The organism is Nocardiopsis changdeensis, from assembly GCF_018316655.1.
In the GTDB taxonomy this organism is placed as follows: Bacteria; Actinomycetota; Actinomycetes; order Streptosporangiales; family Streptosporangiaceae; genus Nocardiopsis; species Nocardiopsis changdeensis.
In genome coordinates this window covers 4,766,324-4,787,526 of record NZ_CP074133.1, presented here as the reverse complement: position 1 = coordinate 4,787,526, position 21,203 = coordinate 4,766,324, and the positions used below count along the sequence as shown (strand labels likewise).

Below are 21,203 nucleotides of genomic sequence, written 5' to 3'. Positions count from 1 at the left end.
CGCCCGGACGCGGCCGGTGGGCCGCCCCGCGACCGGAAGGGCCCGCCGGTGGACACCACACCGCACCAGATCGTCAATCCGCTGACCCTCGCCGACCCGGTGGGGTTCTCCCACGCCCTGGTGGTGACACCGGGCAAGGTGGTCCACATCGGCGGCCAGATCGCCCGCCGCTCCGACGGAGTGGTGGCCGGGGACGGCGTGGTCCAGCAGTTCGACCGCGCGCTCGGCAACGTCGTGGAGGCGCTGCGCGCCGCCGGGGCCGTGCCCGAGCACGTGGTCGACATGCGCATCTACACCACGGCGATGCGCTCCTACCGGGTCAGCAGCAACACCATCGGGTCGGTGTACCGCCGCCACATGGGCCGCTACTACCCGCCGATGACGGTGGTCGGGGTGACCGAGCTCATGGAGCCGGAGGCGCTGGTCGAGATCGTGTGCACCGCGGTCGTCCCGGACGTCCGCGACGCCGCGGAGCTGGACGAGGACGACGAGACCCGCGAGATGCTGGAGAGCATCGAGGAGTCGTCCGGGCCGGGCGTCACCGCGTCTCCCGGGACGGAGGACCCCGGCGACCTGCGCGAGCGCTCGCCCGCCTGAGGCCCGCGCGCCCCGTGCCGGGGCCGGCGGCCGTCACCAGGACCACCGCCGCAGCGCAGACGGCCAGGCCCGCCAGGGCGGCCGCGCCGACCGGGTCGCCGAACATCAGCAGGGACCAGAGCAGGGTCGTCGGCGGTGTCAGGTACAGCAGCGCCGACACCCGGGCGACCCCGAACCGGGCCAGGGCGGCCCAGTACAGGCCGTAGCCGCCGACGGTCGACAGCACCACCACCCAGGCCACGGCCGCCCAGAACCCGGGGTCCGCGGGCGGCGCGAGCGTCCCGGTCGCCGCCGCCAGGGCCGTGAACAGCACGGCGCTCACCCCGCACTGCACGGCCAGCGCCTGCGCCGGAGACCCGCCCGGCCGCAGCCGCCGCTCCAGCAGGGTCGCCGCGACCAGCGACAGCATCGCCCCGACCGGCAGCGCGTACCCCCACCAGGGGGCCGCACCGGGGGCGCGCAGGTCCGCGCCCACCACCAGGCCGACCCCGGCCAGGCCCAACGCCAGCCCCGCGACCTGCCGGGGTCGGACCCGCTCCCCGAGCAGCGGCACCGCCAGTGCCGTCGCCACCAGCGGTTGCAGCGCCGCGATCAGCGCGACCGTCCCCGCGGCCACCCCCGCCCCCGCCGCGGCGAAGACCCCGTACAGGTACCCGGCCTGGGCCAGCGCCCCCACCGCGGCGTGGCCGGCCGCGTCCCGCCCGGTCATCCGTCCGCTCCGGGCCCGTTCGCCTTCCGGCCCGGACCCGGAGGGCCCGCCCGTGTCGGTCCGGGCGGCCCGCGTCCGTCCGCCCCGCGAGCGCGCGCGGGCCCACAGGCACCAGGCGGCCAGCGGCCCGGCGACCACCAGGAACCGCCAGGCCAGCAGGGTCTCGGCCGGGGCGTGGCGGGTGCCGAGTTCGGCCCCCACGAACCCCGAGCTCCACATCACCACCAGCCCCGCGGCGAGCAGGGCCGGGGCGGGCGAGCGCCGCATCCTTCCACCTCCGGTGTCGTCGTCCGTGTCCTCCGCCCCTAGGTAAACACACCGGTCGGTATACTCGCGATGTAGTGACCTTCCGGCCGGGAGCGCCCGCCCCGGCCCGTCCGCCTCCAGGGGGAGCCATGACCGCCGCCACCGGGGCCGATCCGGCCGACCGCGCCGCCCGCCCCCTCACCCCGGCCGCCCGCCGGGTCCTCGAGGCCGCCGACGAGCTGTTCTACTCGCGCGGCATCAACACGGTCGGCATGGACCTCGTCGCCGAACGCGCCGGGGTCACCAAGAAGACCGTCTACGACCGGTTCGGCTCCAAGGCCGCCCTGGTCGCCCACTACCTGCGCGCCCGCGACGCCCGCTGGCGCGCCCACCTGGAAGCCCGCCTGGCCCCCGCCGCCACGGCGCGCGAACGCGTCGCCGCCACCTTCGACGCCCTGGAGGAGTGGGTCGGCGAGGACGGCCCGCGCGGATGCTCCATGGTCAACGCCTACGCCGAGCTCGCCGACCCCGACCACCCCGGCCGGGCCGTGGCCCGGGAGCAGAAGCGCTGGCTGCGCGCCCTGTACACCGACCTCGCCCGCGAGTCGGGCGCCCGCGGCCCCGAGGCCCTCGGCGACACCCTGACCATGCTGCACGAGGGCGCCGTCCTCACCCGGACCGTCACCGGCGTCCCCGACGCCGTCGGCACCGCCCGGGCCGCCGCCGACGCGCTGCTCACCGCCCACGGGGCGCCCTGAGCCGGGCCGGGGGAGTGCCGGGCCGCCGGCGCCCCGGTCACACGTAGCCGAGGCGGGACAGCTCCAGTCCCGCCACCTCCACCACGTCCGCGTGCTGGTCCCGGGACAGCCGCTCCCGCCAGGTCCCCACCCGCCAGGAGCGCCCGATCAGCAGCTCCGTCGCCGACACCCGCACCCCGGTGAACTCCCGCAGCCTCTTGGCGGCCTGCACCTCGCCGCCGTGCAGGTCCTCGTAGCGCAGTGTCAGCAGCCGGCCGGAGTCCAGGCCGCGGCTCAGCACGGCAGACATGCGCACCGCGCCCCGCCAGCGCATCGCGCACTTGGCCTCCACCGACCCGTCCCCGAACGTCTCCAGGTCGGAGGAGTCCTCCAGCCCGAAGAAGTGGTTGGGGAACTCGTGCTCCAGCTTCATGAAGCTCGGCTTGAGCCAGGCCAGCGAGCGCTCGTCGTCCAGCATCTCCGAGACGACGTCCCGACCGTCCCGGATGATCTGCACGAACAGCGCGTCGGGGAAGGCCGCGTGCAGGGCCTTGGCACTGAACAACAGGTCCGGGCTGGCGTCCCCGTACCGGGTCGCCTGCGCGCTGTGCTCGCACGGCTCGGCGGCGGCGCTGGCGGGCACCCGCTCCCACCGGCCCGCGCAGCGCGGGCAGGTCAGCGGCGTCAGCTGCCAGGACTCGGCGTACGCCTCGCGCAGCAGGGAGGCCGTGCCCGCCGCCTTCTCCAGGGCCAGCGAGGGTCTTCGGGCGACGGCGTACACGGCGTTGAGCACGCCCGGGGAGCCCGCGCTCAGGTGGAACCCGGGGGTGCGGGAAAGGGCGCGGGCGATCTCGGGGACACCGGAGTGGGGAGCGCCCAGCAGGAAGACGGGGCGCTGCACCTTGGTCCCGTTGACCACGAGGATGTAGGACGGCTGCTTCATGATCGTGCTGATTTTCGCACCCTTTGCCCTTCTCGTGTGCATCGGAGGGGCGTCGGTCCTGCGTGCCTTCGTGTGCTTTCCGAGGCTAGGGTGTGCAGGGGGTGCACGGGGCCGCCCTCCGTCAAGCAGAGGGAAAGCCGACACCAAGTCGCCGCAAGATCGAGGTAGGGCCGCGATGACGACAGACTCCCCAGCGTTCGCCGATCCCCAGGCGTTCGAGCGGGCCGCCGAACTGCTGGAGGCCGCGGACCGCATCACGGTCCTCACCGGCGCAGGCGTGTCCACCGACTCGGGGATCCCCGACTTCCGCGGGCCCAACGGGGTGTGGACCACCGACCCCGACGCCCAGGCCCAGTCCGACATCACCATCTACATGGGCGACGTGGACGTCCGGCGCCGGGTCTGGGCCCAGCGCCGCGCCCACCAGGTGTGGGACGCCGAGCCCAACGCCGCCCACCGCGCCCTGGCCGGCCTGGAGCGCACCGGGCGGCTGCGCGCGCTCATCACCCAGAACATCGACGGCCTGCACCAGCGGGGCGGCGTGTCCGACGAGCGGGTGGTCGAGGTGCACGGGACGATGCTGTGGGTGCGGTGCATGTCCTGCGGGCTGCGCACCCCCACCCCCGAGGTGCTGGCCCGGCTGGACGAGGAGTCCGACCCGCGCTGCACGGCCTGCGGCGGCATCCAGAAGTCGGACACGATCTCGTTCGGCCAGCACCTGGACCCGGACGTCATCCTGGCGGCCACGCACGCCGCCCGCGACTGCGACGTCTTCCTGGCGGTCGGCACGTCGCTGACCGTCCACCCGGTGGCGGGGCTGTGCGACATGGCGATGATGGCGGGGGCGTCCCTGGTCATCGTCAACGGCGAGGAGACGCCCTACGACGACTTCGCCTCGGCGGTCGTGCACGACTCCATCGGGAAGGTGCTGCCCGCCCTGGTGGAGCGGGCGGCCGCCGCCCGCTGAGCGGCCCCGGTACCGGCCCCGGCCCCGGTCCCGCCGGGCGGAACCGGGGCCGGACGGGGCCGCCGGGACCCGCCGGTCAGCGCAGGTGGGCGGTCACACGGGTGCGCCTGCCGCGCTGGGGGTTCTCCTGGTCGACGATGGCGATGATCCGCTCCACCGTCCCGTCCGGGAGGAAGCCCGGGGGGAACAGGGCCAGCACGGGGGCGACGGCGTCCTTCGCCAGCCGGTTCCCCGAGACCACGGAGTCGACCCCGGACAGGTACTCCCGGACCAGGCGCCGCAGGGGCGAGTACTCCGCGCCGTCCCCGGTGCCCGGCCAGCGCAGGTCCTCGGCCGCCTGCCGCAGCACCAGCAGCTCCAGTCGGCCCAGCTGGGTGGAGGTGAGCATGCGGCGGTAGGCGTTCAGGCGGCCCTCGGGGTCGATGTGGGGAGGGGACAGCCGCAGCTTGAGCACCTCGTGCGGCTCCAGCCACGCGCTGTCGCCGTCGGGGTCCAGGAACCAGGCCCCCATGTCGCCGTGGACCTCGCCGAGGTAGGGCAGCATCCCCAGGAGGACGCGGGCCCCGCTGCCGTTGACGCGCATGGAGATGGAGCGCAGCATCCGGGAGATCGTGCGGTTGTAGGCGATCGTCATGCCGTAGGGGTCGTAGACGTCCGGGCGCACCTCCACGTCCGTGTGCAGCTCGAACCCGATGCACTCGCCGACGTTCACCGGGTCTCCCACCTCGCGTGAGAGCAGCCTGCGGCTGCCCTCGCGGGTCCACGACTGCATGTGGCGCAGCCGCACGGCGTTCAGGAGGCCGAACCACTCCGGGCTGTCCAGGGAGCGCCAGACCCCCACCAGGGTGCGCCACTCGGTCATCGGCCCGGCCGACTGCGGGAACAGCTCGTCCAGGTCCACGTCGTCCTCGCGCACCAGCACCAGCAGTACGACGAGGTTCGCCGTGTAGTTGGCCTGGCGGACCGTGACCGGCAGGCGCTGGGGCTCGAAGTCGGCGTAGGAGCGGTTGGCCGCCGGGAACGGCGCCTCCCGGAACAGCTCGATGAGCAGGTCGGAGTAGTCGCCGCGCAGCCCCGGGTCCTCGGCGAACCGCCGCTCCAGCAGTTCGGCCAGGAAGTCCGGCACCTTGTCCCGGCCCGGCAGGCAGGCGAACGACAGCAGCGCGTACAGCTCCCCGTCGTCGATCCGCCGGGCCCGGCCGCGCCGCCGCGAGGTCCGCGAGCGCGAGGCGTCCAGCTCCTCCAGCGCCGCGACCACCGCCCGCGCCACCAGGTACTCGCCGAAGGTGGCGTGCAGGAACTCGAACACGCTCGCCGTTCCGTCACCGGTCCGGGCCCGCGCCTCGTGCACGAAGAAGAACCGGCCCAGCACCTGGTGGGCCGGGTCGATCCGGCCGTGCATCCCCGTGTCGTCCGGGTCCAGCGCGGCGTCGGGCAGCAGCACCGCCAGGTCGCGGTCCAGCTCCTCGGCGCTGACGTTCTGCCTGCGCCGGGTGAACATGGCCAGCGCCGCCACCTCGAGGCGGCGCAGCTCGCCCTCCAAGGCCTCGGCGAGGTCGTGCCGGCCCAGGCCGGAGTGGTGCTTGTCCACCTCCCGGCGGGCGAACATGGTGAGCAGCCGCTCGTACAGCTCCCCGTGGGTGAGGCCCTGGTCGGTGCCGCGCAGCGCGCCGTCCTCGGCGTCGTAGATGAGCAGCATCATCAGCAGCAGCGGCTGTTCGGCCAGGTCGCGGTAGCGCAGCACCGCCTCGGTGGTCAGCGCCCCGGTCGCGTCCGCCGCCCGGGCGTTGGCCCGGTTCCAGATGCCCACCAGGCGGCCGATCCGCGGCTCGTCGAAGGGGTCGAGCTTGATGACGGTCGTGCCCCGCGGGAAGCGGGCGCGGTCGGCGACGACGGTGCGGCTGGTGACGACGACCACCACGGGCAGGCCCATGGCCTCCTGCTGCTGCTGGAACTCCTGGACGCGTTCGAGGTAGTCGGAGCGGTCGACGCCGGTGGCCTGGAGGAGCTCGTCGAAGCCGTCCAGGATGACGACGGGCAGCGCCCCGTCGGCGGAGTCGGCCAGGTCGCGCCAGGAGACGCGGGTGTGCAGGGCGGCGGCCAGACCCTCTTCGATCTGCACGTGGATGGGCGAGTTGGGGCTGACCGCGCGCAGCTCCACCCGCACGGGCAGGAAGTCCGAGGCCGGCAGCCGGGCGGCCAGCACCTCCGTGAACTTCGACTTGCCCGCGCCGGGGTGCCCGAGCACCACGGTGGGGTGGTCGGTGGCGTCGGGGTGGGTCAGGTGGGCGGCGATGAACGCGGACAGGTCGTCCACCGGCCGGTGCAGGGACCACCACTCCTCGGAGGAGGGGACCGCATCGGGGGTGATGACCGCGACGCGCCCGCGCGGGGGGATGTAGGCGTCGGCCAGCGAGGGCAGCACCAGCCCGGGCGGGACGTCGGAGGCGCGCAGCACGGGGCGCTCCAGCACCGCGCGGTGGGCGGCGAACAGCTCCTCGCGGCGCCGGTCCACGGGACGGTCCGAGGCCACGGTCGCCAGCAGGCGGCGCAGCTCGCCCAGGCCGTCGTCGACGGCGGAGCGGGTGCGCCGGTGCTCGACCTGGTGCGCCCACAGCGCGAACTCGGGGACGTCGGCGGCCAGGAGGCGGTGCAGCTCCTCGTAGCGCTCGGTCGACCGGCGGCCCAGCTCCCGTCCCACGGCGGCCAGCAGGGGGTGGGCGGGGGAGTCGAGGCCGTGCCCGCGGGCGGCGGCCACCTGCGGCACCGCGTTCTGGAAGGCCTCGGCCAGGCCGTCGAAGTACTCCCGCCAGGCAGCCTCCTCCACCCCGGGCGCGTGCGCCCAGGGGGCTGCGGACGGGGCGGCGGCCTCCTGCGGGGCGACCTCCAGGGCCCGCGGGCCGGTGTCGGTGTCGGCGTTCCAGCGGTGGGGGAGCGCCACCCGGCCGGGCCGGCCGGGGGACAGCAGGGGGCCGAACAGGGCGGCCCGGTCCTCCTCCGAGAGGCCGAGCTCGTCCAGGGTCAGCGGGGCGTCGGCGGCCTCCCAGACCTCGTCCAGGGCCTCCAGGAAGGCGACCGCCGCGAGGACGCGCTCCGCGGCGAGGATGCGCTCGGTCCGGGTCAGGCGGCTCTCGCCGCGCAGGTGCTCCCGGATGCCCTCCACCGCCTCGCGGCCCTTGCTCACCAGCAGGCTCCGCAGCCCGAACAGGTCGGGGACCCCGAGGAGGCCGAGGCCGCCGTCGGCGAGCCGCTCGGCGAGGTCCCAGGCGTCGGAGTCCTTCTTGCCGAGGATCTTCAGTGCATCCGCGTAGGAGAGCTTCTTGGCCACGGGGGGACCTTCCGTCGTCGGAGGTGGTTCGGGGGATGGGAGGCGCGGGTCGGCCGGGGGCGGTGCCCCGCTGTCTATTGCGGGTCCGGACGGCTTCGTGCGAGATCCAGGATTCGGTTCACCACTCTTTCCGGAGGGAAACCTTTCGGAAAGGATTGCAGGACCGACCGTACCGTCTGCGAAGGGAGAAGAGTTCTCGTTTCCACGGAGCGTACTTCGTCCAGATATCTCAGGACCGCGCTTCTCAAATGGCCCAGGTCGCCTTCTGGCAGGTGGTGCCGCATGTCTTCTGCGGCCTGCTGGAGCACCAACACCTCCAGTCTTCCGAGCCGTGGACCGGAGAGCAGTCTTCGATAGGTGGCGGTTCGGGATGCGGAGAAGAGCCTGGGGAGTTCCAAGCGCAATCGTAGTACTTCGTGCATCTTCAGCCAGGCGACCTGGCCTTTGCCGTCGATGATCCCGTGCCAGGAGTCGAAGTCTTCCGAAACCCCTTGGATGTACGGGAGGATCCTGAGGAGGACGTCTGCGCCGGCGTCGTTGACGCACAAGGAGGTCGAACGGAGTGTCTGCGAAGCCGACGTTGAAAATTTTATTGTGGTCTGGTACGGGTCGCCGATGTCCAGTGAAAAATCACCGAAAGGAGGCGTGTTCTCGTAGCCTTCCATGATGAAGCCGATGCACTCTCCCATGTTCACCGGTTCGCCCGATTCGCGGACGATGATGGACCTCCTCTGTTCTGTTCCATCGTCGGCCTTCACATGCTTGACGCGTATCGTGTTCAGGAGGGAAAGCCATTCCGAGCTGTGAAGGGAGCTCCACAGGTTGGATGCCTTTTTCCACTCTTCTAGTGGATGGCCCGACTCGGGGAAGATCTCTTCTATGTCCACGGGGTTCTCGTGGGACAAGATCAGTAGGATGACCAGGTTCGCCGTGTAATTGGCCTGCCGGATGGTGCTGGGAAGGCGGGTCGGGGTGTAGTCGCTGTAGGAGCGCTCGTTTGTCGGGAAGGCCGCCTCCTGGAAGAGCTCTATGAGCAGGCCGGAGTACTCCGAGGTCTTTTCCGGGTTTTCCGAGAATCGATCCCGTAGTTCCTCGGAAACGAAGTCCACTATCTTTTCCCGGCCGGACAGGCAGGCGAAGGAAAGGAGGGCGTACAGTTCGCCGTCGTCGGCCGCTTGGGTTGATCTGCGCCTGTGCAGGGCCAGCTTTCGAGTGTCATTCAGGTAGTCCAGTGCCGCGACCACGGCCCGGGCCACCAGGTGCTCACCGAAGGTGGCGTGCAGGAACTCGAAAGTACTCGCCGTGCCGTTCTTGCTCTGTGCCCTCGCCTCATGTACGAAGAAAAACCGACTGAGCACTTGGTGGGCCGGGGCGATGCGGCCGTGCAGATCGGGATCGGCTGCGTATTCGAAGCCGCCGGGCATCAGGACCGCCAGGTCGCGGTTCAGTTCTTCGGCGGTCACATGCTGCCGCCGCCGGGTGAACATCGCTACCGCGGTGATCTCCAAGCAGCGCAACTCCCCCTCGACCGCTCGATCGAAACTGTTCTTCTCGAGTGAGGACCGGTGCTTCTTCACTTCGCGTTCGGTGAACTTGGTGAGCAGTCGCTCGTACAGTTCCCGGTGGGTGAGGTTTCGAACAGCGCTGCGCAGTGCGCCGTCCTCGGCGTCATAGATGAGCAGCATCGCCAAGAGCAGCGGCTGCTCGGCCAGATCGCGGTAGCGCAGGACCACCTCGGTGGTCAGATCTCGCAGAGCGCCGTCAGGTCGATCGTTCTCCCTCTTCCATACCTGGAGAAAACGGTCGATCTGAGCATCATTGAAGGGCTCCAGCTTGACAACGGTGGTCCCGATGGGAAAGCGGGCGCGGTCGGCGACGACGGTTCGGCTGGTGACGATGACGGCCACGGGAAGTCCCATCGCTTCTTGCAGCCGCTGGAATTCCTGGACCTGCTCGAGGTAGTCGGAGCGGTCGACGCCGGTGGCCTGAAGGAGTTCGTCGAAGCCGTCCAGGATGATCACCGGCAGCGCCCCGTCGGTGGAGTCCGCCAGATCCCGCCACGACACCCGGGTGTGCAGGTAAGCGGCCAGGCCTTCTTCGATCTGGAGGGGGATCGGGGCGTTGGGCGGGACGGAGCGCAGCTCTACCCGAATCGGCAGGAAATCAGATGGCGGCAGCTGCGCCGCGAGCATTTCTGTGAACTTCGACTTGCCGGATCCCGGATGCCCGAGAATCACAGTCGGGGTCTCTGTGCTCTGCGGATGTACGAGATGGGCTGAAACGAATCCCGCAATGTCATCCGTGACGCTGATTTCCGACCACCACTTCTCGGAGAAGAGAACCGCATTCCCTTCTTCCACGGCGATGCGGCCGCGAGGCGAGATGTACGTCTTTTCGAGCGAAGGCAGGACCAGGCCCTTGACGGGGCCGTCGTCCGTGGGCAGGACCGGCCGGTGCAGGACGTTTCGATAGAGGGCGGAAAGCTCGGCCCGCCGCCGGTCCACCGGTCGGTTCGAGGCGATCGATTCCAGCAGGCGGCTCACTTCGGCGAGCCCGGTGTCCAGTCTGCCTCGGATACGGCCGTCCCGCTGCTCGTGCATCCACATCGCGAACTCGGGGACCTCACCCGACAGGCTTCGTAGATGTTCGTCGTGACGAAGGGCCGCGGTCTCGGCCAACCTGTCGCCCAGTGCTCGCAGAGACGGATGGCGAACGTCGGCGATACCGTGCGCCTCGGCTACGGCCAGGCCTGTGACGAGCTTGAGAAAGGAGAGCTCCAGGTCCTCGAACCGGTCTGTGTGCTCCCACTCCGTCAGCTCGGAGAAGCCGGGGCCGTGACCGATTCCGTGCCATGCCGCGGCAGGGCTCGGTACGGGGGGCGGCCGGTCGGAGAGGAGTCGCCCGACCAGGGCGGTCTGCTCTTCGGCGGTGATCTCCAGGTCCCTGAAGGGGAAGGGCATCCCGGCCTGCTCCCAGGCCTCCTCCACCGCCTCGAAGAAGGAGACCACGACCAGGATCCGCTCCGCCGCCAGGATCTTCTCCGTCCGGGACATCCTGCTCTCGCCCCTGAGCTTGTCCCGCATCCCCTCCAGCGCCTTGCGGCCCTTCCCGACCACCATGCCCCTGATACCGAACAGGTCCGGCACCCCCAGCGCCCCCAGCCCCCCGTCGGCCAGTTTCTCGGCCGCGGCCAGGACCTCGGAGTCGTTCTTTCCCAGGAGCTTCAGGGCGTCCGCGTAGGACAGCTGCTTGGCCACGTGGGGACCTTCCGTCGTCGGGGGGCGGGACACGGGTCGGACCCGGCACCGGGGGTCGGTGCCGAGTCCGCAGGTCGACAGGGGTATGGGGGATGTGCGTACGGGACGGGCTAGGTCAGGCTCCAGTCCACCGGCTCCGCGCCCTGCTCCTTGAGCATCTCGTTCGTCCGGCTGAACGGCTTGGACCCGAAGAACCCGTTGCGCGCCGACATCGGGCTCGGGTGCGCCGACTCCACGCACGGGACCCCGGGCATCAGCGGCCGCAGGTCGCGCGCCTGGCGGCCCCACAGGATCGCCACCAGCGGCCCGCCGCGCTCGGCCAGCGCCCGGATGGCCTGGTCGGTGATGGCCTCCCAGCCCTTGCCCTTGTGGGAGGCGGGCGAACCGGGCTGCACGGTCAGGACCCGGTTGAGCAGCAGCACGCCCTGCTTCGTCCACGGGGTGAGGTCGCCGGTGTTCGGGATCGGCAGGCCCAGGTCGTCCTGCATCTCCTTGTAGATGTTCTTCAGGCTCGCGGGCGGCCGGACACCGGGGGCGACGGAGAAGCTCAGCCCCACCGGGTTGCCGGGCGTGGGGTAGGGGTCCTGGCCCACGATGAGCACGCGGACGTCCTTGAACGGCTGCTGGAAAGCGCGCAGGACGTGTTCGCCGGCGGGCAGGTAGGTGCGCCCCTCGGCGACCTCCTGTCGGAGGAAGTCACCCATCGCGGTGATCTGCGGCGCGACCGGCTCCAGGGCCTTCGCCCACCCGGCTTCCATGATTTCGTTGAGGTCCTTGGTGGCCATGGCCAGAACACTAGCGCCCGGCGGCGACATCCACGTCCCTTCCGGTCGATCGGCCCCCGAACGGACATCCCCGGGCCGCCCGCGGCCGCCGCCCGCCCCCTCAGGCCTTGGGACGGTCCCGTTTGGCCAGGCCGTGCCAGCGGCGCAGGTGGGCCGCCACGCGCACGGTCTCCGGGGACTCCTCGCCGAACACCCGCACGTGCCGCGCCACCAGCTTCCGGTACCGGCGGGCCGCCTCCGCCGGGTCGCCAGCGTGCCCCAGGTAGGCCGCCTGGTAGTGGTGGGCCCGCAGCGTCGTGGGGTGGTCGGCGCCCAGCACCCGCTCCAGTTCCGGGATCAGCCCGTCGAGCACCTCCACCGCCCGCCCCGGCTCGCCCGCCTCACCGGTCTCGAACGCCAGGTACAGCCGGGTGGTGAGCACCCGCTCGGAGTCCGGCCCGTACACGGCCGCCAGGTCCGGCAGCAGCTCGGCGTGCACCCGCGCCGCCCTGGCGTGGTCGCCCGCCCGGCCCGCGTTGGTCGCCAGGTAGTAGCGCACCGTCAGCGTCTCCGGGTGCCGGGGGCCGTGCACCCGCAGGATGTCCGGCAGCAGCGCCTCCATCGACTCCGCCGCCCGCGCGTGCGCGCCGCCTTTGCCCGTCAGGTACGCCTCCCGGCGCCGGGCCCGCAGCGTCTCGGGGTCGTCGGGGCCGAACGCCGCGCGCAGCCGGGGCAGCAGCGGGCGCAGCTGCGCGGCCGCCTCCGCGAACCGGCCCTCGCCCGCGGCCTCCTGGGCCCGCTCCACCAGGAGCCGCAGCTCGGTCCGGTCCCCGCCGCGGGCGGCGGGCGGCGGGGGCGCGGCCTCCGTGTAGGGCAGGGTCCTGGGCACCGGCAGCGACCCCCCGGTGTCGGGGCCGACCGTCGGGCGCGAGGGGCGGGGCACCGCGAAGGGCGCCAGGCGCTCGCGCACCTCCTCGGCGGAGGCGGGGCGCTCCTCGGCGCGCTTGGCGAGCAGGGCGTCCACCAGCTCCGCCAGCGGCCCGGGCAGCCCGGGCCGCAGGGACGCCACCGGCCGCGGCGTCTTCCGCAGGTGGCCGCGGAGCACCGTCAGCGGGTCGTCGCCGGGGAACGGGGGCTCGCCGGTGAGCATCTGGTACAGGATCGCGCCCAGCGAGTACAGGTCGCCCGCCTGGCCCACCCGCTCGCCCCGCACCTGCTCGGGGGCCATGTACAGGGGGGTGCCGAGCACCCGGCCGGTCTGGGTGAGGCGGCGGCTCTGCTCCGACGCGGTGAGCCCCGCGATGCCGAAGTCCAGGACCTTCAGGGTGCCGCCGTACAGCCCGGTCCGCTCACCGATCACCATCAGGTTGCCGGGCTTGACGTCGCGGTGCACGATCCCGGCCGCGTGTGCCGCGCCCAGCCCGGAGGCGGCCTGGGACATCAGGTCGGCGGCGCGTTCGACCGGCAGGGGGGAGGACTCGCGCAGCACGTCCGCCAGCGGCCGCCCGGCGACCAGCTCCATGACCGTGTACACCGAGCCGTCGGACTCCCGGCCGAAGTCGTGCAGGATGACGATGTTCGGGTGGCCGGCCAGGCGCGCGGTCACCCGCGCCTCGCGGCGGAACCGGGCGGCGGCCTCGTCGGAGCCGCCCCGCTCGGCGCGCACCAGCTTGACCGCGACCGGGCGGTCCAGGAGCTCGTCGACCCCCCGCCACACCTCGCCCATGCCGCCCCGGCCCAGGAGGGAGAGCAGACGGTAGCGGCCGCCCAGCACCCGTTCGTCGGCCATTCCCGTTCCTCACCGTCCCGAGCCCGTCCGCCGCTCCTGCGACCGTTCACGGCCAATGGGCCGTACAGGGCGTAAGAGTACAGTTGTCCGCGTTAATGTGGTCCCCTGTGCCCGCAGGCCGAACCCCCGCCGAGGGCGATGCCGCAGCCCCCACGTGGAATCGAGTACCACAGCCGTGAGCCTGAGTCTCTACGTCGGTCCGGACTCCCATCCGGACAAGTACCGCCTGGTGCGCTCCGTGGGGCGCGGCGGCGAGGCGACCCTCTACCTGGCGGAGGTCACCCTGGCGGGGCAGACGGAGCCGGTCGTGGTCAAGGCGCTGAACGCCGACATCACCGCGGACTCCGCGGAGTTCGCCGAGCTGAGCGCCCGCTGGGCCGAGCAGGCGGAGCTGCTGCGCTTCATCAACCGGCTCGGCGTCGTGGGAGTCCGCGAGCACTTCGAGGGCGCGCCGGAGCACCCCGCGGGCGGTACGGGGGAGCAGGCGGACCGCTGCCTGTACCTGGTGATGAACCACATCGACGGGCTGGACCTGCGCGACTGGCGCGCCGAGCACGCCCAGGAGGGCGTGCGCGGGCAGCGGGAGGTGCTGCGCTACCTGGAGCAGGTCGCCCAGGTGCTGGACATGCTCCACGCGGGGCGGGCCACGCCGTCCCGGCGGCCGGTGGTGCACGGCGACCTGTCGCCGGGCAACATCATGATCGACACCGACGGCCAGGCGACGCTGGTGGACTTCGGACTGAGCCGGATCGCGGCCCGGCACATGACGGCCCGGCCGTGGTTCACGCCGGGGTACGCGGCGCCGGAGATCTTCAGCGGGGAGTACAGCCCGGCCACCGATCGCTACGCGTTCGGCGCGGTCGCGTTCTACGCCCTGACGGGCGAGGACCCGCCGACGGCGCCGGAGCAGCTGCGCGAGCGCTTCGCGGCGCTGCCGCTGCTCGCCGACGCCGAGGAGCCCACCCGCGCCCTGGTGGCGTCGATGTTCTCGGCCGAGCCGGCCGACCGGCCCGAGGCCTCCGCCTGGGTGGGCGCGCTGCGCACCCTGGCCACCTCCGTGCCCTGGACGGGACCCGGAAGCGACCCGGCGGGCGACCCCGGCACCTCCGCGGTCTTCGCCGCGTCCCTGTTCAGCGCCGCCGCGGAGGACACCGACTCCACCGCCAGGCTCGACCCCTCGGTCCTCCCGCAGGCCCCGGCCGCCCCGGCCGAGGAGGAGCGCGGCACGGACGAGACGGTCGTCCTCCCACCGCCTTCCGGCGTCCCGCAGGCTCCGGTCGACCCCTCCGGTCCCAGTGCCCCACCGGTCCCGGGTGGCTCTGCCGGTGTTCCAGCGTCGTTCGCTTCTGGTGCCCCGCAGGGCTCGGCCGCCTCTGGCGGCGCCCAGGGCCCTGGAGCCTCATCGGCCCCGGGCGCTTCTGTCTCTGGTGCCCCACAGGCCCCGGCCGACCACGGTGCCCCGCCTGTTCCGGGCGGTGCTCCCGCCTCCGGTGGCGCCCAGGGCTCCGGCGCCCCGCAGGCCCCAAGCGCCCCGCCTGCCCCAGGGGGTACTTCTGCTCCCGGCGCCGCTCAGGCCTCCGGTGTCCCGCAGGTCCCGGGCGGCTCCGCAGACGCTTCGCCGCGGTCTGCCTCCGGCGCCGCTCAGGCCGCTAGTGCCTCACAGGGCTCGACCGCCTCTGGCGGCTCCCAGGGCCATCGGGCCTCTTCGGCCCCGGGCGCTCAGGGCTCCGGCGCCCCGCAGGCCCCGGGCGCCCCTGCCGGCGCTGTGTCCCCGTCCGCTTCCAGCGGCGCCTCGGGGCCCGGCGCCCCGCAGGCCCCAAGCGCCCCGCCTGCCCCAGGGGGTACTTCTGCTTCCGGCGGCGCTCCGGGTCCCGGGGCCCCGCAGGGCGCGGGCGGCGCTCCAGGCTCCGGTGGGCGGGGGGCGGACGTGACCGCGGTGCTGTCGCCGACCCCGGCGTTCGGGACGCCCGCGGTGGGCGCACCGACCCCCGTGGCCGGGACGCCCGCGGCGTCCGCGGACACGGAGTCGACCGTCGTCCTGCCCGGCACCGGGCCGGGTGTCGAGGACATGCCGCACCGGCCGGTCGGCGGGATGCGCGGACGCCCCGTCCAGCAGCGCCCCGCCGCCGGCCCCCCGCAGCCGAGCTCCCCGCCCACCGCCTCCGCCCCCGCCGGGCCGCCGCCCGGCCGGCCCGGCCGTCCCACCCCTCCCGGGGGCACGGCGCGCCCGCCGATGCCGCCGCCCGGGCCGGGCCGCGTCCCCTCGGGCCCGATGCCCTCCGGCCCCGCCTACGGCGGTCCGCCGCCCCCGCACTCCCAGCCCTCCTGGGGCCCGCCGCCTCCCCCCGCGGCCACCGGCGCCTTCCCCGCCTACGGCCACCGGCCCGCCCCCGAGCACCCCGAGCCCCGCAAGAGGTCGCGCAAGCCCGCCCTCATCGGCCTGGCCGTCTTCGCCGTGGTCTGCATGATCGGTGGCTCCGCCGTCACCTACGTGGTGATGGACCGCGGCCTGCCCTTCCTGGCGGACGGCTCCCAGCAGGTCGCCGCCGACGCCCCCAGCGACCCGGCCGCCCCCTCCGAACCCGAGGAGGAGGCCCCGCCGCTGGCCGCGCAGCCCACCGGCGCGCCCAAGGAGGACGCCTCCCCGCCCGGCACCGGCCCGACCGGGGACACCACCCTGCTCACCCAGATGGAGATCGTCGACCAGGACGGCCGCTGGGAGCCCGGGTCGGGCCGTGCCGAGATCGACGGGCAGGCCTACAGCCGGGCCCTCGTCCCCGGCGACCGCTGCTCCGACTACAACCCCTGCACCGGCTGGGCCGAGTACAACCTGGGCCGCGGCTGGACGACCTTCACCGCCCGGCTCGGCGTCACCGACACCTCCAGTTCCTCGGCGACCACCACCTTCATCGTCCACGTGGACGGAAACCCCGAGGTCACCGAGACGCTCAGGCTGGGCGAGACGCTGGACATCGAGGTCGACGTGCGCGACGCCCTGCGCCTGCGCATCGAGGTGGAGAGCGACGCCGGGGGCGTCTACCCCGTCTGGGCCGACCCCGCCCTCACCGCCTGACCCGGCCCCGAACACACCGGTGCCCCGCGGCCGTTCCCGGACGGCCGCGGGGCACCCGCCGTTCTCACTCGGCGCGCCAGCCGCCCTGCCGGTCGGCCAGGTTCAGCGCCGTCGTCACCAGCGGCACATGGCTGAACGCCTGCGGGAAGTTCCCCACCTGCCGCCCGATCCTGGGGTCCCACTCCTCGGCGAGCAGCCCCACGTCGTTGCGCAGCGCCAGCAGCCGCTCGAACAGGTCCCGCGCCTCGTCCTGGCGCCCGATCGACAGCAGCGCGTTCGCCATCCAGAAGCTGCACGCCAGGAACGCGCCCTCGTCCCCCGGCAGCTGGTCGGCCGAGTTCTCCAGGTCCGTCCGGTACCGCAGCACGAACCCGTCCACCATCAGGTCCTTGCGCACCGCCTCGATCGTCCCGATCACCCGCGGGTCGTCATAGGGCAGGAACCCCACCTCGGGGATCAGCAGCAGCGCCGCGTCCAGCTCCTTGCTGCCGTAGTACTGCGTGAACGTGTTGCGCTGCGGGTCGTACCCGTACTCGCACACCTCCGCGTGGATGGTGTCCCGCAGGGCCTTCCACCGCTCGATCGGCCCCTCCTTGCCGAACTCCTCGATGCTGCGCACCGCCCGGTCGGCCGCCACCCACGCCATCACCTTGGAGTGCACGAAGTGCTGGCGCGGCCCGCGCACCTCCCACAGCCCCTCGTCGGGTTCGTCCCAGCACCACTCCAGGTAGTTGACCAGGGACCGCTGCAACCCCCACAGGTAGTCGCCGCCCCGGATGCCGGTGCGCCGCGCCAGGTGCAGCACGTCCATGACCTCGCCGTACACGTCCAGCTGGTACTGGCCGACGGCGGCGTTGCCGATGCGCACCGGCCGCGACCCCTCGTACCCGGGGAGCCAGTCGGCCTCCCACTCGGTGAGCCGACGCTCGCCCCGGATCCCGTACATGATCTGCATCAGCTGGGGCTCTCCGGCGACCGCCCGGACCAGCCATTCGCGCCAGGCCAGCGCCTCGTCCGTGTACCCCGAACGGATGAGCGCCTCCAGGGTGATGGTGGCGTCGCGCAGCCAGCAGTACCGGTAGTCCCAGTTGCGGACGCCGCCGATCTCCTCGGGCAGGGAGGTGGTGGGGGCGGCGACGATCCCGCCGGTGGGCCGGTAGGTGAGCGCCTTGAGCACGATGAGGGAGCGGATGACGGCCTCGCGGTAGGGGCCGTCGTAGGTGCACTGGCTCACCCACTTCTCCCAGAACCGCTCGGTCCGCGACAGCGCCTTCTCGGCGTCGAGGTGGTCGGACTCCTCCACCTGGGAGGGGTGCCAGGTGAGGACGAAGGGGACGCGCTGGCCGGCGCTGACGGTGAAGGTCGTGTCGTGGGTGAAGTTGTGGCCCTGGAGGTTGACGGGGGTGCTGAGCCAGACGGCGTCGGGTCCGGCGATCGCGACCAGTTCGCTGCCGGTCCGGTGCATCCACGGGACCACGTGCCCGTAGTCGAACCGCAGGCGCAGCTCGGTGCACATGGTGACCCGGCCGCTGATGCCCTCCACGATGCGCACGATGTGCGGCGCGCCGCCGCGGGGCGGCATGAAGTCGATGACCCGGACCGTCCCGGTCTCGGTGTCCCACTCCGATTCCAGGATGAGCGTGTCGCCCCGGTAGCGCCGCCGGGTGGCCCGGGGCTCGCCGTCGGCGGGGCGCAGGGTCCAGTTGCCGTTCTGCTCGTCGCCCAACAGGGCGGCGAAGCAGGCGGAGGAGTCGAAGTCGGGCAGACACGCCCAGTCGATGGAACCGTCGCGCCCGACCAGCGCGGCGGTCTGCATGTCGCCGATCATTGCGTAGTCTTCAATCCAGCCGGGCACGCGGCTCACCCCCAACACGTTCGTCCTGAGTCTTGCGGTCGGCGCGGGCACTCTCGCCTCCGGACGGGGGTGGTGCGGTGCTCTGGGTCGGCCCGCTGCGCGCACGCCCGTGTGCACGCCCCGTCGGGGTGCTTCTCCCGGCCCGTTCCGATGGGGCGGTGCCCACCGCGGGCAGGGGCGCCGTTCGGGTCACGGCCCCTCCCCTCGCGACCACGCGCCGCTTGCCCCTGTACCCGGGTATGTGCCCAGGTGGGGGGCGACACAAAGGTCGGCTCGGGAGAGCCGCTCCGAAACGGTCCTTTCCGTTCACCGCGGTTCCCCATCTTCCCCCCTCTCCGGAGGGCGCGCCACCCGCAATTGCACGTGCATCGGAGAGTGCAGGGCGGTATGTGGTCAATTGGGGGAGTTTGCCGGACCAGAAGTTATGTCGTGGTGATCAACTAATGGCGAAGGGGTCACTGATTCGCCGATCGGATCGGTGTTTCCGGGAGGTTCTCGGACATCCGGAACAGGGGGAGGAAGATCTGGGTGAGGGGGCCGATCGCCACCGCGAACACCAGTGTCCCCACGCCCACCGTGCCGCCCAGCAGGAACCCGGTGATCACCACCGCCACCTCGATCACGGTGCGGGCCAGGCGCACCGACAGCCCCCGGGCGGCCAGGCCGGTCATGAGCCCGTCGCGCGGGCCAGGGCCCAGCTCCGCGCCGATGTAGTAGCCGGTGGCCAGTGCGCACGCCAGGATCCCCAGCAGTAGCCCGGCGACGCGGATCCACAGCACGCCGGTCTCGGGCAGCAGCCACAGGAACAGGTCCGCGGTCGCGCCGATCATGACCACGTTGCTCAGGGTGCCCAGCCCGGGCTTCTGTCGCAGCGGGATCCACAGCAGCATCAGCAGCGCGCCGACGATGATCGTCCAGGTGCCGATGGACAGCCCGGTGCGCAGGGCCAGCCCCTGGTCCAGCACCGCCCAGGGCATGGCCCCCAGGTCGGACTCGATCAGAAGGGCGACGCTGAGCCCGTACAGGGTCAGGCCGACGTACAGCCGCACCAGGCGGCGCAGCCGCGGCCGGGGCAGGACCGGGGTGATCATCACCCGGCTCAGCAGCGAGGGGCGGGGCGCCGCCGCGCCGCGGGCCTCCGGTCCGTCGGGGCGGAACTCGTCGGGGCGGGGTTCGCTCCGTTCGTCCACGGACCCGTCCTTTCAAGGAAAAGGGGGGATCATCGGATCGGGCGGTGCGGACCCCTCCCGGCTCCACCGCCATCCCCCGTGCCACGGTGGTGCCACTTCGGTATCCTGGCCCATATGGCACCGTACTCAAAGTGCCAATTCCAGAAAGTGGCCCCACGAGGGCGCGGACGCAGCGGGAACGGGTACGAGGAGGCGGCGCCATGGCGTCACGACAGGGCGGCGCGGTCCGGACCGCGGAGCGCTCCACGTCCGGCGGCGGCACCCGCCGGATCAACGGCCGCCTGCTGGCCCGCCTCATCGGCGAGGCGCCGGTGGAGCGCCCCTACTACCTCTCCATCGGCCGGGCCGTCAGCGGCCTGGTGCTGGACGGCCGGGTGCCCACCAACACCCGCCTGCCCGCCGAACGCGACCTCGCCACCGCCCTGGGCGTCAGCCGCAACACCGTAACCGCCGCCTACTCCTGGCTGCGCGACAACCGGTTCCTGGACAGCCGGCAGGGCGCGGGCAGCTGGACCGTGCTGCCCGACTCCGGCACGGGGGACCCCTCCCCGTCCCCGTTCCTGTCCGGGGCCGCCGAGCACATCGACCTGGGCGTGGCCGGGCCCCCGGCGGTGGAGGGCCTGCGCGACGCCGCGTTCCGGGCCGCCGAGCAGCTGGCCGCGCACGTGGGCGGCCTCGGCTACTACCCCCACGGACTGCCCGAGCTGCGCCACGCCATCGCCCGCCGCTACGTCGAACGCGGCCTGCCCACCACCCCCGAGCAGATCTTCGTCACCAACGGCGCCCAGCAGGGGGTGGCCCTGCTCCTGGACCTGCTGGTCCAGCCGGGCGACGAGGTCCTGGTGGAGTCGCCCACCTACCCGCACGCCCTGGACGCGGTCCGCCGCAGCGGGGCCCGGGTGCGCACGGTGGGGGTGACGCCGCAGGGCTGGGACATGGAGTACCTGGTGGACGCGTTCCGCCAGTGGCGGCCCTCGCTGGCCTACCTCATCCCCGACTTCCACAACCCCACCGGCGCCCTCATGGACGACGACGAGCGGCGGGTGCTGGTGCGCGAGGCGCGCCGGGCCGGGGCCCACCTGGTGGTCGACGAGTCGGTGGCCGAGCTGGCCATCGACTCCGGCGACCTGCCGGCGCCCGTGGCCGCCCACGACACCGACGGCCGCGTCATCACGGTCGGGTCCGTGGGCAAGCTGCTGTGGGGCGGGCTGAGGGTGGGCTGGATACGCACCACCCCGCCGATGGTGGCGCGGCTGATGGCGGTGCGCCAGCGCTTCGACCTGGCGGGTGCGGTGCTGGACCAGCTCACCACCACCCACCTGCTCGCCGACGTGATGCGCATCCGCGCCGAGCGCAGCCGCTGGCTGCGCCGCAACCGCGACGCCCTGCTGGCGGCGCTGCGCGACCGGCTGCCCGACTGGCGGCCCAACGTGCCCGGCGGCGGCCTGGTGCTGTGGGCGGCGCTGCCCCAGCCGGTGGCGAGCGCGCTGTCGGCGGCGGCGGTCCGGCACGGGGTCCACCCGGCGGCGGGGCCGGTGTTCGGGTCGGACGGAACCCTGGAACGCTACCTGCGGCTGTCCTACACGCGGCCGCCGGACGTGCTCGCCGACGCCGTGGACCGGCTGGCCGCCGCCTACGCCGAGACCCTGGCCCACCCGGTCCAGCCCCACGGCCGGCTGTACGTCTGACGGCCGCGCGCCCCGCGGCCCGGCCGTACGTCCGGGCCGGAGGGCGCGCCCCGCCCGGCC

The 21,203-nt window shown here is 73.1% G+C and carries 13 protein-coding genes; 5 read left to right on the top strand and 8 right to left on the bottom strand.

Annotated elements, in window-relative coordinates; all coding sequences use genetic code 11:
- Window positions 1-48 precede the first annotated feature (48 nt).
- Window positions 49-597 carry a RidA family protein gene (locus KGD84_RS21750; RefSeq protein WP_220562221.1) on the top strand — a complete coding sequence of 183 codons (549 nt, stop codon included), beginning with the start codon at window positions 49-51 and terminating at the stop codon, window positions 595-597.
- On the opposite strand, the gene KGD84_RS21745 is transcribed toward KGD84_RS21750, so the two are convergent.
- Window positions 539-1,573: a DMT family transporter gene (locus tag KGD84_RS21745; protein ID WP_220562220.1), complete on the bottom strand. Its 1,035-nt coding sequence runs from the start codon at window positions 1,571-1,573 to the stop codon at window positions 539-541. The genes KGD84_RS21750 and KGD84_RS21745 overlap by 59 nt on opposite strands.
- A gap of 128 nt (window positions 1,574-1,701) precedes the next feature.
- Here KGD84_RS21745 and KGD84_RS21740 point away from each other — a divergent pair, with 128 nt between their 5' ends.
- Entirely contained in the window at window positions 1,702-2,310 is a 609-nt protein-coding gene (locus KGD84_RS21740; RefSeq protein ID WP_220562219.1) for a TetR/AcrR family transcriptional regulator, read from the top strand.
- Between the two features lie 37 nt (window positions 2,311-2,347).
- Here KGD84_RS21740 and KGD84_RS21735 read toward each other — a convergent pair whose 3' ends face one another.
- The gene (locus KGD84_RS21735; protein WP_220562218.1) at window positions 2,348-3,232 is read right to left on the bottom strand and encodes a sulfotransferase family protein; all 885 of its coding nucleotides are present in this window, start codon (window positions 3,230-3,232) and stop codon (window positions 2,348-2,350) included.
- A 175-nt stretch (window positions 3,233-3,407) separates the two neighbouring features.
- On the opposite strand from KGD84_RS21735, the gene KGD84_RS21730 reads away from it, so the two are divergent.
- Window positions 3,408-4,199: an SIR2 family NAD-dependent protein deacylase gene (locus tag KGD84_RS21730; protein WP_220562217.1), complete on the top strand. Its 792-nt coding sequence runs from the start codon at window positions 3,408-3,410 to the stop codon at window positions 4,197-4,199.
- Window positions 4,200-4,275: 76 nt separating this feature from the next.
- Here the strand turns inward: KGD84_RS21730 and KGD84_RS21725 are convergent, their stop codons facing one another.
- The 4 genes from KGD84_RS21725 to KGD84_RS21710 form a co-directional block, all read right to left on the bottom strand.
- Window positions 4,276-7,527 carry an NACHT domain-containing protein gene (locus tag KGD84_RS21725; protein WP_220562216.1) on the bottom strand — a complete coding sequence of 1,084 codons (3,252 nt, stop codon included), beginning with the start codon at window positions 7,525-7,527 and terminating at the stop codon, window positions 4,276-4,278.
- A 74-nt stretch (window positions 7,528-7,601) separates the two neighbouring features.
- The gene (locus KGD84_RS21720) at window positions 7,602-10,784 is read right to left on the bottom strand and encodes an NACHT domain-containing protein (RefSeq protein WP_220562215.1); all 3,183 of its coding nucleotides are present in this window, start codon (window positions 10,782-10,784) and stop codon (window positions 7,602-7,604) included.
- Between the two features lie 110 nt (window positions 10,785-10,894).
- A complete protein-coding gene (locus tag KGD84_RS21715; protein ID WP_220562214.1) occupies window positions 10,895-11,569 on the bottom strand; it encodes a uracil-DNA glycosylase in 675 nt (224 codons plus the stop codon).
- A 100-nt stretch (window positions 11,570-11,669) separates the two neighbouring features.
- The gene (locus tag KGD84_RS21710) at window positions 11,670-13,337 is read right to left on the bottom strand and encodes a serine/threonine-protein kinase (protein ID WP_220562213.1); all 1,668 of its coding nucleotides are present in this window, start codon (window positions 13,335-13,337) and stop codon (window positions 11,670-11,672) included.
- A 175-nt stretch (window positions 13,338-13,512) separates the two neighbouring features.
- Here KGD84_RS21710 and KGD84_RS33620 point away from each other — a divergent pair, with 175 nt between their 5' ends.
- Window positions 13,513-16,410 (top strand): protein kinase domain-containing protein, encoded by a 2,898-nt coding sequence (locus KGD84_RS33620; protein ID WP_220562212.1) that lies wholly within the window; start codon window positions 13,513-13,515, stop codon window positions 16,408-16,410.
- A 64-nt stretch (window positions 16,411-16,474) separates the two neighbouring features.
- Here the strand turns inward: KGD84_RS33620 and KGD84_RS21690 are convergent, their stop codons facing one another.
- Window positions 16,475-18,280, bottom strand: a complete 1,806-nt coding sequence (locus KGD84_RS21690) for a glycoside hydrolase family 15 protein (RefSeq protein ID WP_220562211.1) — start codon at window positions 18,278-18,280, stop codon at window positions 16,475-16,477.
- A gap of 440 nt (window positions 18,281-18,720) precedes the next feature.
- Window positions 18,721-19,356 carry a membrane protein YczE gene (gene yczE / locus KGD84_RS21685; RefSeq protein WP_220565913.1) on the bottom strand — a complete coding sequence of 212 codons (636 nt, stop codon included), beginning with the start codon at window positions 19,354-19,356 and terminating at the stop codon, window positions 18,721-18,723.
- Window positions 19,357-19,655: 299 nt separating this feature from the next.
- On the opposite strand from yczE, the gene yczR reads away from it, so the two are divergent.
- Window positions 19,656-21,143 (top strand): MocR-like transcription factor YczR, encoded by a 1,488-nt coding sequence (yczR, locus tag KGD84_RS21680; protein ID WP_220562210.1) that lies wholly within the window; start codon window positions 19,656-19,658, stop codon window positions 21,141-21,143.
- The last annotated feature ends 60 nt before the right edge of the window (window positions 21,144-21,203 follow it).

What these genes read in the sequence shown, in the direction of transcription:
- KGD84_RS21745 (WP_220562220.1), bottom strand. Translation starts at nt 1,573, where the DNA reads ATGCGGCGCTCGCCCGCCCCGGCCCTGCTCGCCGCGGGGCTGGTGGTG.
- KGD84_RS21740 (WP_220562219.1), top strand. Translation starts at nt 1,702, where the DNA reads ATGACCGCCGCCACCGGGGCCGATCCGGCCGACCGCGCCGCCCGCCCC.
- KGD84_RS21735 (WP_220562218.1), bottom strand. Translation starts at nt 3,232, where the DNA reads ATGAAGCAGCCGTCCTACATCCTCGTGGTCAACGGGACCAAGGTGCAG.
- KGD84_RS21730 (WP_220562217.1), top strand. Translation starts at nt 3,408, where the DNA reads ATGACGACAGACTCCCCAGCGTTCGCCGATCCCCAGGCGTTCGAGCGG.
- KGD84_RS21715 (WP_220562214.1), bottom strand. Translation starts at nt 11,569, where the DNA reads ATGGCCACCAAGGACCTCAACGAAATCATGGAAGCCGGGTGGGCGAAG.
- KGD84_RS21710 (WP_220562213.1), bottom strand. Translation starts at nt 13,337, where the DNA reads ATGGCCGACGAACGGGTGCTGGGCGGCCGCTACCGTCTGCTCTCCCTC.
- yczE (WP_220565913.1), bottom strand. Translation starts at nt 19,356, where the DNA reads ATGATCACCCCGGTCCTGCCCCGGCCGCGGCTGCGCCGCCTGGTGCGG.
- yczR (WP_220562210.1), top strand. Translation starts at nt 19,656, where the DNA reads ATGGCGTCACGACAGGGCGGCGCGGTCCGGACCGCGGAGCGCTCCACG.